This is a genomic window from Mesorhizobium sp. M0227 (assembly GCF_040321855.1).
In the GTDB taxonomy this organism is placed as follows: domain Bacteria; phylum Pseudomonadota; class Alphaproteobacteria; order Rhizobiales; family Rhizobiaceae; genus Mesorhizobium.
The window spans coordinates 1-14341 of sequence record NZ_JAMYSJ010000010.1; the positions used below are offsets into that span (position 1 = coordinate 1).

Annotated in this window: 16 protein-coding genes; 9 read left to right on the forward strand and 7 right to left on the reverse strand. The window is 63.6% G+C overall.

What is annotated here, in order from left to right; all coding sequences use genetic code 11:
• The first annotated feature begins 184 nt into the window (after window positions 1-184).
• From NKJ00_RS15645 to NKJ00_RS15655, 3 genes are all read left to right on the forward strand, one after another.
• Window positions 185-541 (forward strand): hypothetical protein, encoded by a 357-nt coding sequence (locus NKJ00_RS15645; RefSeq protein ID WP_352630301.1) that lies wholly within the window; start codon window positions 185-187, stop codon window positions 539-541.
• Between the two features lie 47 nt (window positions 542-588).
• On the forward strand, window positions 589-1044 hold the full coding sequence (locus NKJ00_RS15650; protein ID WP_352630303.1) for an ABC transporter permease subunit: 456 nt from the start codon (window positions 589-591) through the stop codon (window positions 1042-1044).
• 251 nt (window positions 1045-1295) lie between these two features.
• On the forward strand, window positions 1296-2957 hold the full coding sequence (locus NKJ00_RS15655; RefSeq protein ID WP_352630305.1) for a reverse transcriptase domain-containing protein: 1662 nt from the start codon (window positions 1296-1298) through the stop codon (window positions 2955-2957).
• A gap of 160 nt (window positions 2958-3117) precedes the next feature.
• Here NKJ00_RS15655 and NKJ00_RS15660 read toward each other — a convergent pair whose 3' ends face one another.
• The 5 genes from NKJ00_RS15660 to NKJ00_RS15680 all read right to left on the reverse strand — a co-directional run bounded on the left by NKJ00_RS15660 (window position 3118) and on the right by NKJ00_RS15680 (window position 8236).
• Window positions 3118-3363 carry a MoaD/ThiS family protein gene (locus NKJ00_RS15660; RefSeq protein ID WP_027035223.1) on the reverse strand — a complete coding sequence of 82 codons (246 nt, stop codon included), beginning with the start codon at window positions 3361-3363 and terminating at the stop codon, window positions 3118-3120.
• Window positions 3364-3427: 64 nt separating this feature from the next.
• On the reverse strand, window positions 3428-5689 hold the full coding sequence (locus NKJ00_RS15665) for a xanthine dehydrogenase family protein molybdopterin-binding subunit (protein WP_352630307.1): 2262 nt from the start codon (window positions 5687-5689) through the stop codon (window positions 3428-3430).
• A gap of 1 nt (window position 5690) precedes the next feature.
• Entirely contained in the window at window positions 5691-6167 is a 477-nt protein-coding gene (locus NKJ00_RS15670; protein ID WP_023813348.1) for a (2Fe-2S)-binding protein, read from the reverse strand.
• Window positions 6167-7027: an FAD binding domain-containing protein gene (locus NKJ00_RS15675; protein WP_128304580.1), complete on the reverse strand. Its 861-nt coding sequence runs from the start codon at window positions 7025-7027 to the stop codon at window positions 6167-6169. Before NKJ00_RS15675 ends, NKJ00_RS15670 begins: the two co-directional genes overlap by 1 nt.
• A gap of 183 nt (window positions 7028-7210) precedes the next feature.
• Window positions 7211-8236, reverse strand: a complete 1026-nt coding sequence (locus NKJ00_RS15680; RefSeq protein WP_352630309.1) for a GlxA family transcriptional regulator — start codon at window positions 8234-8236, stop codon at window positions 7211-7213.
• 84 nt (window positions 8237-8320) lie between these two features.
• On the opposite strand from NKJ00_RS15680, the gene NKJ00_RS15685 reads away from it, so the two are divergent.
• Together NKJ00_RS15685 and NKJ00_RS15690 are read left to right on the forward strand one after the other, a co-directional pair.
• Entirely contained in the window at window positions 8321-8497 is a 177-nt protein-coding gene (locus NKJ00_RS15685; RefSeq protein WP_352630311.1) for a hypothetical protein, read from the forward strand.
• Between the two features lie 75 nt (window positions 8498-8572).
• Window positions 8573-9805: a flavin-dependent oxidoreductase gene (locus NKJ00_RS15690; protein ID WP_352630313.1), complete on the forward strand. Its 1233-nt coding sequence runs from the start codon at window positions 8573-8575 to the stop codon at window positions 9803-9805.
• 23 nt (window positions 9806-9828) lie between these two features.
• Here the strand turns inward: NKJ00_RS15690 and NKJ00_RS15695 are convergent, their stop codons facing one another.
• Entirely contained in the window at window positions 9829-10722 is an 894-nt protein-coding gene (locus tag NKJ00_RS15695) for a LysR family transcriptional regulator (protein WP_352630315.1), read from the reverse strand.
• A gap of 103 nt (window positions 10723-10825) precedes the next feature.
• Here NKJ00_RS15695 and NKJ00_RS15700 point away from each other — a divergent pair, with 103 nt between their 5' ends.
• Together NKJ00_RS15700 and NKJ00_RS15705 are read left to right on the forward strand one after the other, a co-directional pair.
• A complete protein-coding gene (locus tag NKJ00_RS15700) occupies window positions 10826-11584 on the forward strand; it encodes an SDR family oxidoreductase (RefSeq protein ID WP_352630317.1) in 759 nt (252 codons plus the stop codon).
• A gap of 54 nt (window positions 11585-11638) precedes the next feature.
• Window positions 11639-11851: a tautomerase family protein gene (locus NKJ00_RS15705; protein WP_023813355.1), complete on the forward strand. Its 213-nt coding sequence runs from the start codon at window positions 11639-11641 to the stop codon at window positions 11849-11851.
• A 274-nt stretch (window positions 11852-12125) separates the two neighbouring features.
• On the opposite strand, the gene NKJ00_RS15710 is transcribed toward NKJ00_RS15705, so the two are convergent.
• On the reverse strand, window positions 12126-13037 hold the full coding sequence (locus NKJ00_RS15710) for a transcriptional regulator GcvA (protein WP_128304584.1): 912 nt from the start codon (window positions 13035-13037) through the stop codon (window positions 12126-12128).
• A 216-nt stretch (window positions 13038-13253) separates the two neighbouring features.
• On the opposite strand from NKJ00_RS15710, the gene NKJ00_RS15715 reads away from it, so the two are divergent.
• Window positions 13254-13436 (forward strand): DUF1127 domain-containing protein, encoded by a 183-nt coding sequence (locus tag NKJ00_RS15715; protein ID WP_352630319.1) that lies wholly within the window; start codon window positions 13254-13256, stop codon window positions 13434-13436.
• Window positions 13433-14323 (forward strand): NmrA family NAD(P)-binding protein, encoded by an 891-nt coding sequence (locus NKJ00_RS15720; RefSeq protein ID WP_128304586.1) that lies wholly within the window; start codon window positions 13433-13435, stop codon window positions 14321-14323. The genes NKJ00_RS15715 and NKJ00_RS15720 overlap by 4 nt, the downstream gene beginning before the upstream one ends.
• Window positions 14324-14341: the final 18 nt, after the last annotated feature.

The following is a 14341-nucleotide window of genomic DNA, read 5'->3' on the forward strand; positions in this document are numbered from 1 at the left end:
CGGGAATCGGTGACGTTGAACATCACCAGCCTGCCATGACCGCCCTCTCTCAGCGAATTTGCAGAACTCTCAGCACACTACCCGGCCGGGTTGCGAAGGGTGGGGAAGGCGCCTGACCGCACCTATCGCCTTGTGCGATGAAGAGGTCTATGCAGGCCCTTACAAGGCTTAGGAGAGGCTTCGGATGAGAATCGCAATCTGCCTCGCATTGGCTGCGGCAGTGGCTGGGTGTGCGACCTCCCCGGTCGACTATGAGGCGTCGCTTTCGCAGCAGGACCAGAAATGGGCTTCGCCGGCATGCCAGCAGGCCCGCAGGGCTGCTTCGGATTACCAGGCTCGCGAGAAGGAGCATCCGGGATGGGGTTTCGGCGTCCTGCTTGGTCCATACTCGATGGGGCTCGTCGCAGCCATCAAGGAGCATGAGCAGAAGCAACGAAAGCTGTTCGCCCGCGAGGTGCACCTGCAATGTTCAAGCTTGCCGCTGCCGAAGGAACTGCAGGGCGATTTGAACCCTGGGGTACCGCCGACGAAGTATCCATAGCCCTGCCGCGCCTTCCCGGCAGAAGGCGCCGGGGCTGCGAAGCGGCGATGGAGAGCCGCCGTTGGGCCCAAGCAGTCATGGCGCCGATCGTCTTCACGCTCGCCCGCACCGGCTTCGGCCGCCTGCTCTACGCCGTCGGCGACGATGAGCGCGCAACGCCTTCCGGCGTGCAATACTGGCAGGTCATCACCGCGCTCTATGTGATCTCGATCGTGCTCGCCGGCATCACCGGCCTGCTCTATTTCGGCCTGATCAAGGCCACCTCGCTGTCGCTCGCCGAACCCCTGGTGCTGCCCCCGGTGGCCGCAGTCGTCATCGGCGGCACCTCCATATTCGGCGGCCGCGGCGGCTACACCGGCACCATCATCGGCGCGTTGACCCTGACAGTGCTGACGACGCTCTTGACCATCCTGCAGATGCCGGAGGGGGGCGAGGCGGATATTGTTGGGCTGATCGTGCTGTTTGTGACGGCGGCTTATTTAAGCATTGTGGAGGAAAGGTAGGGGAGAGGCGGCTGCTTTTGGCTCGAGGCGACTATGGCAGGCGAAACTCTGAAAGACAGCACTGCGCCTTCTCTGTCATTCACGCGGGAGAGCTGCGCCAAAGTGGCCGTTCATTCGTAATGCCGAATGCAACTCGGATGATCCGCAAAATATCTACGAGCAGGTTTGAAGACTCACCAAAGAACTGATAGGCCTCGTCACACGAGGTCTCCCCTCGCATACGCGCTGTAGTAACTGCGGCGTAAGAGCTAATGTCTGCACATATCGTGCGCGCCATCAATAAACGCGTCACATGGCGTGATTGGAAGGGAGACCTCGTGCCGACGTCCTATTTTGGTATCCCTGTTGTCCGCGCCACAATACCTCCTGAGTTGGCCAATGAAGCTTCGCTTCTCACCTATTTGGGCATGTCAGCCAAGGAGTTGAAAAAGATCTGGTGGTTTCGCGGACGCATGTACCACCAGTTCGAGATCGCCAAGGGGAAGGACAAGACCAGGATTATCAGCGCGCCGAACGAGCGCCTCAAATATCTTCAGAGGCAGATCGCTCCGCTACTTGACCGGCTCTATCGCGTTCGAAATCCAGTCCATGGTTTTGTCTCTGGAAAATCGGTAAAGACCAACGCGTTGGCGCACCTGCGTAAGCGCTACGTGCTTAACATCGATCTGAAGGATTTCTTTCCATCGATCACCGAAAGCCGAGTCACTGGCGTCCTTGAAGCTCTCGGCATCGACAGTCGCGTAGCAAGCATCATTACCCGTCTCTGCTGCTCCAACTCTCATCTGCCTCAGGGCGCGCCAACCAGTCCTGTCCTCTCCAACATGATCTGTTTTCGCTTGGATAAGGAACTGCTTGCCTTCGCGAAGGGCGTACGCTGCATCTACACACGCTATGCAGATGACATCACGCTTTCGAGCCATCAACCCATGGCGGCGCTGTTCGAGGGACCGGCTCAGCCCTTGGGCCATTTCGCACCCGATCTCCTCGTTTCGGCCCTGCGCAACATCGTCGTCAGTAACGGATTCGCGATAAACCCCGAAAAGGCACACTACGCCGACCGAAATTCGCGCCGGATGGTTACCGGGCTCAAGATCAACGAGCTAATCAATGTAGACCGTCGCTATGTCCGAAATATTCGGGCAGCGCTCTATTCGGTGGAGACACTGGGCAGAACGGCCGCGCAGGCGAAATTCAAGAGAGACCATGGTGGCTCGTCCGACCTTGGCAAGCATCTCGGAGGCAAGATCACCTGGCTTAAGTACATCCGAGGCCAATCCGACCCTGTATTTCGGGCTATTGCTATCCGTTTCAACGCTAGCTTCCCGGACCGAAAGATCGAGGTGACGCCGACTGCGGACGAGATCCGGGACCGGGCTGTGTGGGTTATCGAGTATTGTGAGGGTGAGGGCGAGAAGCTCAAGTTGTTGCAGGGCAGTGCATTCTTCCTCAAGGATGTCGGCCTTGTCACCGCCGCGCATTGCGTAGAGGGAGTGGACGAAATTGAGGTCTATCACCCGAGTAAGTTTGCTAACAGATTCACGGCGACCGTGCTCAAGCGAGACAAGCATCGTGATCTTGCGATTCTTGGTCACGCTATCCCAACTACCGAGTATTTCGACTTCGAGCGATCAACTCACGCCGTTGCTGTCGGTCAAGAGTTGATCGCAGTCGGCTATCCAAGCTTTGGTCCTGGCGACAGGCTCAATGTACGAGATGGGAAGGTGAGCTCACTTCCTGTCAAGCACGGTGTTAAGTTGATCGAAGTGACGCAAAAGCTTTCACAGGGCATGTCTGGTGGTCCCATTCTCGACAGCAACGACGCGGTCGCCGGTGTCGTCCACAAAGGTGGACCCGGCGAAGGACGAGACTTTGCTATTCATGTCGAGGTGCTAAACGATTGGCTTGCTGAGTAGGCGTTGGATTATCCGCGCCGGCACGGGCCGACGCGCTGATTGTAAAGGTGTCCGCGGAGATCGCGCCGCCCGCTGATGAGCGTCCGCTGAATTACGTGAATTACGAGTTACGGTGTCGAGTTACGGTGACAGTGCACTTTTTACCCTGCCAGGTGTTCGCCTATCCCCCCGCCAGCCTTGGCAACAAAAAAATCTCCGCCCCCTCCGGCAGCTTCTTCGACCACGTATCGCGATAGATCGTCCCGTCGATCGCAACCGCGATTCCTTTGTCGATCCAGGGCTCAAGGCCGGGATACTGTTCCGCCAGCTTCCTGAACAGTTCCCTTATGTCCTTGGCCTCGATCTCGACCTTGCTGTTGCCTCCGGCGGTCGCGGCGAGCGAGCCCCAGAGCGTTACTTCGACCATTCGCGAGACCCCTATACGGGATGGAGCATGATGTTATCCGAAAACCGCCTCGCACTTTTCGGCATCATGCTCTAGCCGCCTCGATCGCCGCCAGGATGCGCGGCGGCGACATCGGGATGTGCGTCATGCGCACGCCCGCGGCGTTCGACACCGCATTGGCGATGGCCGCCAGCGGCGGCACGATCGACGTCTCGCCGACGCCGCGCACCCCGTAGGGGTGGTTGGGGTTGGGGATTTCGAGGATCTGCGTGTCGATCATCGGCAGGTCCGAGCAGACCGGGATGCGGTAGTCGAGGAAGCCGGCGTTCTGCAGCCGCCCGTCCTTGCCGTAGATATACTCCTCGTTGAGCGCCCAGCCGATGCCTTGCGCGGCACCGCCCTGGTACTGCCCCTCGACATAGGTCGGGTGCACCGCCTTGCCGGCGTCCTGCACGACCGTGTAGCGGATAACCCTGGCGGCGCCGGTATCGGGATCGACCTCGATATCGCAGATATGGGTGGCGAAGGAGACGCCGGCGCCATCGGCGACGAGTTCGCTGTGGCCGGCGATCGGTCCGCCCGTCTTGCCCGATTCGACCGCGATCTCCTTCAGCGACAGCTTGCCGAGATTGCCGTGCTTCTCGCCCTTGGCGATCGCGTGGCCCTTTTCCCAGACCACGTCGTCGACGGCAATGTCCCACATCTGCGCGGCGCGTTCGCGCAGGATCTTGATCGCATTGCGGGCGGCCGAGATCGTCGCCATGGAAGACGAGAAGGTGCCGCGGCTGCCGTCCGTCATGTCGTTGTAGCCGAGGCTGGAGGTGTCGGCGACGATTGCCTTGACCTGGGAATAGTCGATGCCGAGTTCCTCCGCCGCCACCAGCGACAGCGACGCGCGCGAACCGCCGACATCGACCGTGCCGACGGCCAGCGAGACCGAGCCGTCCATGCCGATGTTGAGGTCGGTGCAGGTCTGGCCGCCGAAGTTGAACCAGAAACCGCAAGCCATGCCGCGGCCCTGGTTCGGGCCCAGCGGCGCCTTCATGTGCGGATGGCTCTTCACCGCCTCGAGCGTCGGGCCGATGCCGATCGGGCCGTAGACCGGACCGTAGGAGGATCTTGTGCCTTCCTGCGCGGCGTTTTTGATCCGGAAGTCGACCGGATCCATGCCGATCTTCTTGGCCAGCTCGTCAACAGCGCTTTCCACCGCGAACGCCGCCATGGGCGCGGAGGGCGCGCGGTAGGCCGCGGTCTTGGGCCGGTTGACCAGCACTTCGTAGCCCACCGTCTTGACGTTATCGAGCTTGTAGCAGGCGAACGCGGTCATGGCGCCGATCTCGGCCCAGGAGCCGGCATACGGGCCACAGCTGTAGCGGAGCGTCCCTTCGGCGGCGGTGATCGTGCCGTCCTTGCGGGCGCCGATCTTCACGTCGATCGAGGTGGCGCTGGTCGGACCCGAGGCGCGGAACACCTCGTCGCGGGTCATCACCAGCTTCACCGGCCGGCCTGCCTTGCGCGACAGCGCCAGCGCCACCGGCTCGGCCCAGACATGGGTCTTGCCGCCGAAACCGCCGCCGATCTCGGAAGAGGTGACGCGCAGTTTCGAGGCTTCCATGCCAAGCAGCTGGGCGCAATGCTGGCGGTAGACGAAATGGCCCTGCGTGCACACCCAGAGGTCGGCAGTGCCGTCGGAGCTGAAATTCGCCACGCAGGCATGCGGCTCGATATAGCCCTGGTGCGTCTGCTCGGTCTTGAAGGAGCGCTCGACGATGAAGTCGGCGTGGCCGAAACCCTGATGGACATCGCCATGGCCAAACTGGCTGCGCTTGGTGACGTTGGAGGGTTTTACCGGCTTCTCCTCGAGACCCTCGGTGAAGATGGCATCATTGATCAAGGGCGCCGTGTGCTTCGCCGCCTCGTCGACATCGGTGACATGCGGCAGCAGCTCGTACTCGACCTCGATGAGCTTCAGCGCCTGCCTGGCCGTGCGGGCGTCGATCGCAGCGACCGCGGCCACCGCGTGGCCGTCATAAAGGGCTTTCGTGCGCGCCATGCAATTGTCGAGGACGTCGTACATGGCGGCATCGCCATCGGTGAGGTCCGGCAGGTCGGCCGCGGTGATCACTGCCTTGACGCCGGGGAGCTTTTCCGCCTTCGAAATGTCGATCTTGACGATCCTGGCGTGGGCGTGCGGGCTTCTGAGAACACGCCCGACCAGTTGGCCGGCCATGTTGAAGTCGGCGCCGTAGCGCGCGCGGCCCGTCACCTTGTCGATGCCGTCGGGACGGATCGGACGCGTGCCGACGGAGGTGAATTTACGTCCGGAAAAACGTGGATCGAAATTCATCTCAGGCTCCCTTCATCACGATGGCCGCGTCCTGGACGGCGCGCACGATCTTGTCGTAGCCGGTGCAGCGGCACAGGTTCCCGGCGAGGCCGAAGCGGATTTCTTCCTCGGTCGGGTCGGGGTTCTTGGCCAGGAGGTCCTTGGCCGCGATCAGGAAGCCCGGCGTGCAGATGCCGCATTGCAGCGCCGCATGCTCGAGGAACTTCTGCTGCAGCGGGTGCAGCGTATCGCCATGGGCCATGCCCTCGATGGTCTCGACGCGGCGGCCTTCAGCCTCGGCGCCGAGCACCAGACATGAGCACACCAGCCGGTCGTCGAGGATGATGCTGCAGGCGCCGCAGTCGCCGGTGCCGCAGCCTTCCTTGGCGCCCGTCAGCCCCAGCCGATCGCGCAGGACGTCGAGCAGCGTCTCGTCGGGCTGGCAAAGATATTCGACAGCGTCGCCGTTGATTGTCGTTGAAACTGCTACACCAGCCATCATTTGCCTCCCGCACGTGCATAGGCGGTCGTTGCGGCCCGCTTGGCCAGCACGCCCGCAACTTTTCTTCTGAATTCGATGGTGCCGCGCTTGTCGTCGATGGGACGGCATGCCCCCGCGCAAACCTTGGCGAGCCGCTCCAGCGTCGCTTCGTCCAGCCTGGAGCCGATGAGCACCTCCGCCGCCTCTTCGACCAGAAGCACCGTCGCCGCCACGGCGCCCAGCGCCACGCGGGCCGATTTGACCACACCGTGCTCATCGAGCGTCAGGTTCACGCCGGCGCTGACCACCGCGATGTCCATTTCGGTGCGTGGAATGAAACGCAGATAGGCATCGCCCGAGCGCGGCGCTTGGCTGTCGAGCAGGATCGCCTCGATGATCTCGCCTTTGGCGAGCGACGTCTTGCCCGGCGCGGTCGGCACGCTCTGCACGGGGACAGTGCGCCTGCCCGCCGGCCCGACGACCACCGCCTTGGCGCCGGCGGCAACCAGCGCCGGCACGCTGTCGGCGGCCGGCGATGCGTTGCAGAGATTGCCCACGATGGTGCAGCGTCCCTGCACCTGCTTCGATCCGATCAGCTTGGCCGCCTCGACGACACCGGGCCATGCCTTCCTGAGCGCGGTGTTCTCCCCCAGGACGGCGCAGGGAACCGCCGCGCCGATGCTGAAGCCTTCAGCCGTTTCCCGGATCTCGCTCAAGCCGTCGATCGCCTTGATGTCGACGATCAGCTCTGGTTCGGCAAAGCCGCCCTTCATTCTGACCAGGAGGTCGCTGCCTCCCGCAAGGATGGCGGCCGTACCAGCCGACCCGGCCAACTGGCCAACGGCATCTTCTATTGAAAGCGGACGTATGTAGCGCATCGTCTCCCCTTGGTCATCGCGATTTCAGCGACCGTTATAAACAGTCTCCTCATAATGGCCATCCGGTTCCTCATCTGCGGCGATTGGGCCAGGCGCCGCAATATCCAGTCCAACAGACCGAAAGTGGCGCACTGAATGCGGCAACCGGCTTTGAGACGAGTTTCGTGAAACTTCGGTTGTGGATCAAGTGCGCTCATTCGCTTTTGTCCGCCTTTGGACCGGAACGGCCTTTAGGCCGGGCAGAGCCGCTGCCTGGCCGCCCCGGCTGAAGCCCCTGTGTTCGGCAGCCGCCCGAAACGCCTGCGGCGGCTGGCCAAGGGTACGCAGGAAGGCGCGCCGCATGCGGCCGGGATCGCCAAAACCGGCGGTTTCGGCGATGCGCTCAAGCGGGAGATGGCTGGTCTCGATCGCCGTTCGGGCCGTCTCAAGGCGCATGCGCTCTACGGCTTTTGCCGGCGTGACGCCGGTCTCGGCGGTGAAGGCGCGGGCGAAGTTGCGGGGACTCATGGCCGCGTGATCGGCCAGGCATTCGACGGTCAGCGGTTCGGCCAGGTTTGCCCGCACCCATTCGATCAGCGCGGCAAAGCGCCCGGTTCGCCCGCCCAGCTCGACGAAGGCCGAGAATTGCGACTGGCCGCCCGGCCGGCGCTGGTGCACGACGATCTGCTGCGCGGTGCGGCGCGCCACCTCAGCGCCAAGGTCATCTTCGACGAGGGCGAGCGCCAGGTCTATTCCGGCCGAGATGCCGGCCGACGTCCAGATGTCGCCATCCCTGATGAAAATACGCTCGGCATCCAGCCTGACCTTCGGGTAGCGGCGGTGGAAGTCGTCGCTGCTGGCCCAGTGCGTGGTCGCGCGGCGGCCGTCGAGCAATCCCGCCTTTGCCAGCAGGTACGCGCCCGTGCAGACGCTGCTGATGCGCCGCGCCGAGGCGCGCCTCAACCAGGCGACGATCTCGTCCATCGCCTCCATGGAGCGGATGATTTCGCCGCCCGATACGATAACGGTGTCGAAAGGGCCGTCGCGCAGAGGCCTGGTGAGGAGCTTCAGACCCGAAGAGCTTTCAACGTCGCCGCCGCCGGGCGCCAGCAAAACCAGCTCATAGCTGTCCGGGCGGCAGCGCTCCGCAATCTCGAAGACTGTAGTCGGCCCGGCCGCATCCAGAAGCTGGAAACCGGGGTGAACGACGACGGCAACTTGCCTGCGCATGGCAGTATTCGCCCGATTTATGTCATTTCGGACGAAACGTAACGCCGATACCCTCGTCGTCAAGCCATCTGGAGATCGGACCCCATGAGCTGGCGACTTGCATTGTGGAGCAGTGTCGGTGCCGCCGGCCTTGTCGTGGCGGAGCACGGATTGCTACGCCAACTGGCCCACAGGGCGCTTGCTAGCGCCAGCCACGGTGCCCGCACGGCCGACTTCGTCGCCATGCAACTCGAATATCCCGGGGCGGTCGCATCGCGGTGACGATGCCGTGCTGAAGCGACGGCGGGTGTGTGGCCGTCCTGCGAGCACCGATTTTTCACAGCAAGGGAGTGACTGATGAAAGCATTGATCGCCGGGGCCGGCATCGGCGGCCTCACCACTGCTCTGTTCCTGCATGAGGCAGGCATCGAGGTCGAACTGTTCGAGCGGGCCGACGACATCCGCGAACTTGGCGTCGGCATCAACATGTTGCCGCACGCTGTCAAGGCGTTGGCCGGACTTGGGCTGATGCCGGCGCTCGACGCGGAGGGGGTGAGGACACGCGAGCTTGTCTACACCAACCGCTTCGGCCAGATCGTATGGCAGGAATTGCGCGGCATCGATGCCGGCTATGAGGTTCCGCAAATCAGCATTCATCGCGGCAGACTGCTGGGGCTGATCCACAGGGCCGTGGTGAGCAGGCTTGGCGGCGACATCATCAATACGGCAAGCCGTGTCGATGCCTTCGAGCAGAGCGGGGGCGAGGTCGTGGCGCATTTCCGCCGGCATGACGGCTCGCGAGGCGAGGCGCATGGCGACCTGCTCATAGGCGCTGACGGGATCCATTCCGCCGTCAGGGCCGTGCTCTATCCCGAAGAAGGGCCGCCGATCTGGAACGGCACGATGCTGTGGCGCGGCGCCACGCCATGGCCGGTCTGGCGCGACGGGCGCACCATGGCGGTTGCCGGCGGCAATTTCGCCAAGTTCGTGTATTATCCGATCGAGCCGGATCGCCAAGAGCCGGAGACCAGGCTGACGAACTGGGCGGTGATGGCCAATACCGGTGATAGCGGCACATCACCGCTGCGTCCCGGCGACTGGAGCCGCCCGGGCGTGATCGACGATGTGCTGCCCTTCGTGCGCGACCGGTTTCAGCTTGATTTTGTCGACCCTGCCTCGATCATCCAGGCAACGGATGGCTTCTACGAATATCCGAACTGCGACCGCGACCCGCTGCCGCGATGGTCGTTCGGGCGGGTGACGCTGCTCGGCGATGCGGCGCATCCCATGTATCCGGTCGGGTCGAACGGAGCCAGCCAGGCAATACTCGACGCCGGTTGCCTCGCGATGCATCTGGCTGCGGAGCCTACCGTTGAAGCCGCGCTAACGCGATATGATGGGGAGCGGCGGCCGGCCACATCGGCCATCGTGCTGGCCAATCGGCAAGGCGGGCCGGAAGCGGTCATAGACATGGTCGAGTGCCGGGCGCCGCATGGCTTTGATGACATCGACGCCGTCGCTTCGCGCGAAGAACGCAAGAGCGTGGTGCGCGGCTATGCGTCCCTGGCCGGGTTTGCAAAACCGAATTGACCGGGAGCGGGCGTTTTTGCGCCCTAGAGATCGGCCTCGGCGAAGATGCGTGAGGCCCAGTCGAGGAAGACGCGCAGGCGTGGCGAGAGCTGACGGTTCTGCGGGTAGAGCGCCGACAGCGGCGTTGGCGATGGCGGATAGTCGACCAGCACCTCGACGAGCGTCCCATCGGCAAGGTCCTTCTCGAAACGATAGCGCGGCGCCTGGATGAGGCCGAGGCCCAGCCGCGCCAGATCGGCGGCGGTGTCGGAATTGTTGGCGGCGACGCGGCTTGGCAGCCGCACCTCACGGATATTGCCGGCGACGGTGAACTCGAACGGAAGGGTCTCGCCGGTGCGCGACGAGACAAAGCCCACCGCCTGGTGACCGTCGAGCGCATCGGGGGAGACGGGCGTGCCGTGGCGCTCGAGATAGGCAGGGCTGGCGCAGGTGATCTCGCGGATGACAGCCAGGCGGCGCATGATCATGCCGCTGTCGGGTAGTTCGCCGACGCGGATCACACAGTCGACGCCTTCACGCACGAGATCGACCAGCCGGTCGCTTTGGCCGATCTGCAGGTCGATTCTGGCATAGCGGTCGAGGAACTCCGGCAGGCGCGGCAACAGGAATGTGCGGGTGAGCAGCGTGCTGGCGTCGATGCGCAGCAGGCCGAAAGGCTCCGCATTGCGGAAGGCGGCCTCGGCATCCTCGATTTCGGCCAGGATCGACAGGCAGCGCCGATAGTAGGCTTCGCCGTCCTGCGTGGCGTTCACCTGCCGCGTCGTTCGTTCCAGAAGCCGCGCGCCGAGATGCTCTTCCAGCCGCCTGATCGATTCCGTCGCGGTTGAGCGCGGCAGGCCGAGATCGGCCGCGGCAGAGGTGAAGCTGCGTCGCTCCAGAACGCGAACGAAGAGCCGCATCGTGTCCAGTCGATCCATGAGCTTTTGTTCGCAGTTTCCGAATAGTGATGTCAATAGGTGGCTGATTATCCGGAAAGCCGCCCGACCTATATCCGTGTCACCAACACACGGAGAGACTTCCATGACATCCAATCAAACAGATACGGGTGGCCAAACCAGAACCGCGATCGTGACCGGCGCCTCCAAAGGCATCGGCGCCGCCATCGCACAGCGGCTCGCCCGCGACGGCGTCGCCGTCGTCGTCAACTATGCACGGGGCCGCGCCGAGGCCGAAGAGCTTGTGCGCAGCATCGAAGCCGGCGGCGGCAAGGCGATCGCCGTTCAGGCCGATATCGCCGATCCGAATGGGATCGCAGCGCTGTTCGACGCCGGCGAGAAGGCGTTCGGCGGCATCGACATCCTCGTCAACAATGCCGGCGTCATGAAGATGTCGCCGATGGCGCAGACCGACGATGCTTCGTTCGACACGCAGATCGCGATCAATCTCGGCGGCGTGTTCCGCGGCATGCGGGAAGGCGCGCGCCGGCTTCGCGACGGCGGCCGCATCGTCAACTTCTCCAGCAGCGTCGTTGGCCTCTACCAGTCGGGCTATGGCGTCTATGCCGCCACCAAGGCCGGCGTCGAGGCGATGACCCACATCCTGGCCAAGGAGCTTGGCGCGCGCCGTGTCACCGTCAACGCGGTGGCGCCCGGGCCGATCGAGACCGCCCTGTTCACGGACGGCAAGAGCGAGGCGCAGATCGAGGCCATCGGCAAGATGATCCCGCTCGGCCGGCTTGGCCAGCCCGACGACATTGCCGGGCTGGTCTCGTTCCTCGCCGGACCGGACAGCTTCTGGGTCAACGGACAAATCATCCGCGCCAATGGCGGCGTCGTCTGAGGCGTCGCCGACCGCTCCACCCCGAACCTGAAACTCCACAGAAAGGAAAAGATCATGCCATTCGCCAACATCAAGTTACCGCAAGCAGCGCTCTCCAGGGCGCAGAAGGAAGACCTCATCCATCGAACGACAGCCATGTTCGTCGACTTTTTCGGCGAGGGTGCGCGCCCCTTCACGATGGTGCTGGTGGAGGAGGTCGCCGACGGCGGCTATGGCCGGGCCGACGAAGTGTTCGTCGTGCCGGAAGTTTTTCGCGCAAAGGAGTAGTGCCGGGCCGACCTCCTCTCCCGACTTCGTGAGGCGAGGAACTCCAGTCTAGTAAAGTTTGCGCCAGAACCCCCACCCGGACCTCCGGTCCGACCTCCCCACAAGGGGGAGGTAGGGAGCCCAGCTTTTCCGCATTTCCAAAAAAGGCGCTGTTCGGCAGGCGGGCAGGGCGCCTTCCTCACCCTCCCCCTTGTGGGGAGGGTCGATGCGAAGCAGCGGGGTGGGGGTCTGCGCGGCGCTGCAGCGCTTGGGTTTGCAAGCGTAGACCTCCGCTTCAATCGCCCTTCGTCGCGCCAATCCAGTCGGCCGCCACTTCGGCAAACAGCCAGTCGCGGAACGCCCTGATCTTTTTCTGGCGCAGCGCGCCGTCGCGGTAGACGACATAGTAGCGCGAGGCGGATTTCAACGCGAGATCGAAGGGACGAACCAGCCGCCCCGCCGCAAGGTCGGCCGAGACCAGCGCGCTTCGGCCGAGCAGCACGCCTTCGCCATGCACCGCGGCCTCGACGGCGAAGGTGGCGGAATCGAAGCGCACGCCGCGCTTCGGATCGACATCTGCCACGCCGGCATGTTGCAGCCATGTCGCCCAATCGATGCGAAAGGCATCATGGATCAATTTGTGATGCCTGAGATCCGCCGGCAAGCGCAGCGGATGTTCGCCTTGCAGCAGTTCCGGGCTGCAAACGGGGAAGACCTCTTCATCGGCGAGAAATTCCGCTGTCACTCCGGCATAGCCGCCCTTGCCGTAGCGGATGGCGATGTCGATGCCGTCGCTGACGAAATCGGAAAGCACGCCGGAGGTCGACAGCCGCACGTCGATATCGGCGTTGGCGCGGTGGAAACGATGCAGCCTCGGCACCAGCCAGCGGCCGGCAAAACCGTCCGAAGTGCTGACATTCAGGATGCCTGTCGTGCGGTCGGGCGTGGCGGCGATGGTGGCGGCGGCGATCTGGTCCAGCGCCGTCCTGACTTCCGATGCATAGGCGGCGCCCACCGGCGTCAGGCGAACGGACCGCGTTCCCCGATCGAAAAGCTGGATGCCCAGCCTGTCCTCGATGTTGCGGATTGCGCGGCTGACCGCGCCATGGGTGACGTTGAGTTCAGCCGCCGCCTTGGAGAAACTCAGATGCCTGGCGGCGGCCTCGAAGGCGGGCAGGGCAGTGAGGGGCGGTAGTTTGCGCGGCATGATCCACCTGTGAGCGTTGCTCACAAATCCTGCACAAAGAGTCGTTTGTCGTCCAGCCCAGAAATGTTCAATCTGTTGGTGTAGCAGCGCATGCAGATCGGATTCTCCATCTCACCGTTGCGCTGAACGACCAGAAACAGTGTGAGCAATCGTCATGCTCGTCCTCCGCGGACGGCGTCGGCACGCTTGCGCCTAGGCAAATACAGGAGACGGACAATGAACCCGACCTTCGAATCCATCGGCGCCGCGATGAGCGGTCTTGCACTCAGAACCGCTGCAGTCGTCGAGCGCCGCCGGGTGCTTCGCCGAGTTTCACGCTTCTCGAATCCTCGCTTGCACGACATCGGCTTCGAGCGCGACTGGAACGGTTCCATCCTGCGCAATGGGAGGGCGATATGACCAGCACCCTGATCATCGGCGCGACGGGGCTGCTGGGTGGCGAGATGGCGAAGGCCAGCGCAGGCAATGGCGATCGCCTGCACGTTCTGGTTCGTCCGGCAACAGCCGGTAATGAAGAACGGCTGCGTTCGCTGAAGGAGCTCGGCGCCAAAATCCATGTCGGCGATCTCGACGACTATGACAGCCTTGTCCGCGCCGCCGGTGCGGTGGATCGCGTCATCAGCTCGGTGCATGTGGATTCGGCCAGCGAGATGACGCTGGTGCGCGCGCTCAGAGATGCCGGCGTCTCCCGCTATGTACCTTCCGCCGGCTTCGGCCTCGACTTTGCCGCCGCTGCACCGGGCTCGGTTCCGCCGCTCGACCTCAAGCGAGCCGTGTTCGACGCGATCAGGCAAGCGGATCTGCCCTATACGGTGATCTACACCAACGGCTTCTTCTCGACCTGGGTGACGACGCTGGGCGACCTGATGCGCTTCGGCTCGTCGCCCTTGCCGTCCGAAGAGGTGACGCTTTATGGCGACGGCAATGTGCCGGCGACGTTTGTCAGCGAGAAGGACATCGCCGCCGTCACCTTGCGCGCGTTGAACGACCCCAGTGCCATCCGCAGCGAGATCCGCATCGCCCAGAACGAGATCACCCAGAACGAAATGATCGATCTGTGGCGCCGGGTGAGCGGCCGCTCGCCGCGCATCGTGCCCCAGAGTGCGGCGGAGCTTGAGGCGATGATCGCATCAGCCCCCTGGCTCGGACTGCTGCGGGCGTTTTGGATACGCGGTGAGACGGCGCTCGAAACGGCCACGCCGGAAGCCGGCGCGCTCTATCCGGAGCTGACGTTCGAGACCATCGAGAGCGCCTTTGTGGCGATGGCGGGCACCGCTGGGCGGTAGGAGCAGAAGCGCGGCGGC

What these genes read in the sequence shown, in the direction of transcription:
- NKJ00_RS15645 (WP_352630301.1), top strand. Translation starts at nt 185, where the DNA reads ATGAGAATCGCAATCTGCCTCGCATTGGCTGCGGCAGTGGCTGGGTGT.
- NKJ00_RS15650 (WP_352630303.1), top strand. Translation starts at nt 589, where the DNA reads ATGGAGAGCCGCCGTTGGGCCCAAGCAGTCATGGCGCCGATCGTCTTC.
- NKJ00_RS15655 (WP_352630305.1), top strand. Translation starts at nt 1,296, where the DNA reads ATGTCTGCACATATCGTGCGCGCCATCAATAAACGCGTCACATGGCGT.
- NKJ00_RS15660 (WP_027035223.1), bottom strand. Translation starts at nt 3,363, where the DNA reads ATGGTCGAAGTAACGCTCTGGGGCTCGCTCGCCGCGACCGCCGGAGGC.
- NKJ00_RS15665 (WP_352630307.1), bottom strand. Translation starts at nt 5,689, where the DNA reads ATGAATTTCGATCCACGTTTTTCCGGACGTAAATTCACCTCCGTCGGC.
- NKJ00_RS15670 (WP_023813348.1), bottom strand. Translation starts at nt 6,167, where the DNA reads ATGGCTGGTGTAGCAGTTTCAACGACAATCAACGGCGACGCTGTCGAA.
- NKJ00_RS15675 (WP_128304580.1), bottom strand. Translation starts at nt 7,027, where the DNA reads ATGCGCTACATACGTCCGCTTTCAATAGAAGATGCCGTTGGCCAGTTG.
- NKJ00_RS15680 (WP_352630309.1), bottom strand. Translation starts at nt 8,236, where the DNA reads ATGCGCAGGCAAGTTGCCGTCGTCGTTCACCCCGGTTTCCAGCTTCTG.
- NKJ00_RS15685 (WP_352630311.1), top strand. Translation starts at nt 8,321, where the DNA reads ATGAGCTGGCGACTTGCATTGTGGAGCAGTGTCGGTGCCGCCGGCCTT.
- NKJ00_RS15690 (WP_352630313.1), top strand. Translation starts at nt 8,573, where the DNA reads ATGAAAGCATTGATCGCCGGGGCCGGCATCGGCGGCCTCACCACTGCT.
- NKJ00_RS15695 (WP_352630315.1), bottom strand. Translation starts at nt 10,722, where the DNA reads ATGGATCGACTGGACACGATGCGGCTCTTCGTTCGCGTTCTGGAGCGA.
- NKJ00_RS15700 (WP_352630317.1), top strand. Translation starts at nt 10,826, where the DNA reads ATGACATCCAATCAAACAGATACGGGTGGCCAAACCAGAACCGCGATC.
- NKJ00_RS15705 (WP_023813355.1), top strand. Translation starts at nt 11,639, where the DNA reads ATGCCATTCGCCAACATCAAGTTACCGCAAGCAGCGCTCTCCAGGGCG.
- NKJ00_RS15710 (WP_128304584.1), bottom strand. Translation starts at nt 13,037, where the DNA reads ATGCCGCGCAAACTACCGCCCCTCACTGCCCTGCCCGCCTTCGAGGCC.
- NKJ00_RS15715 (WP_352630319.1), top strand. Translation starts at nt 13,254, where the DNA reads ATGAACCCGACCTTCGAATCCATCGGCGCCGCGATGAGCGGTCTTGCA.
- NKJ00_RS15720 (WP_128304586.1), top strand. Translation starts at nt 13,433, where the DNA reads ATGACCAGCACCCTGATCATCGGCGCGACGGGGCTGCTGGGTGGCGAG.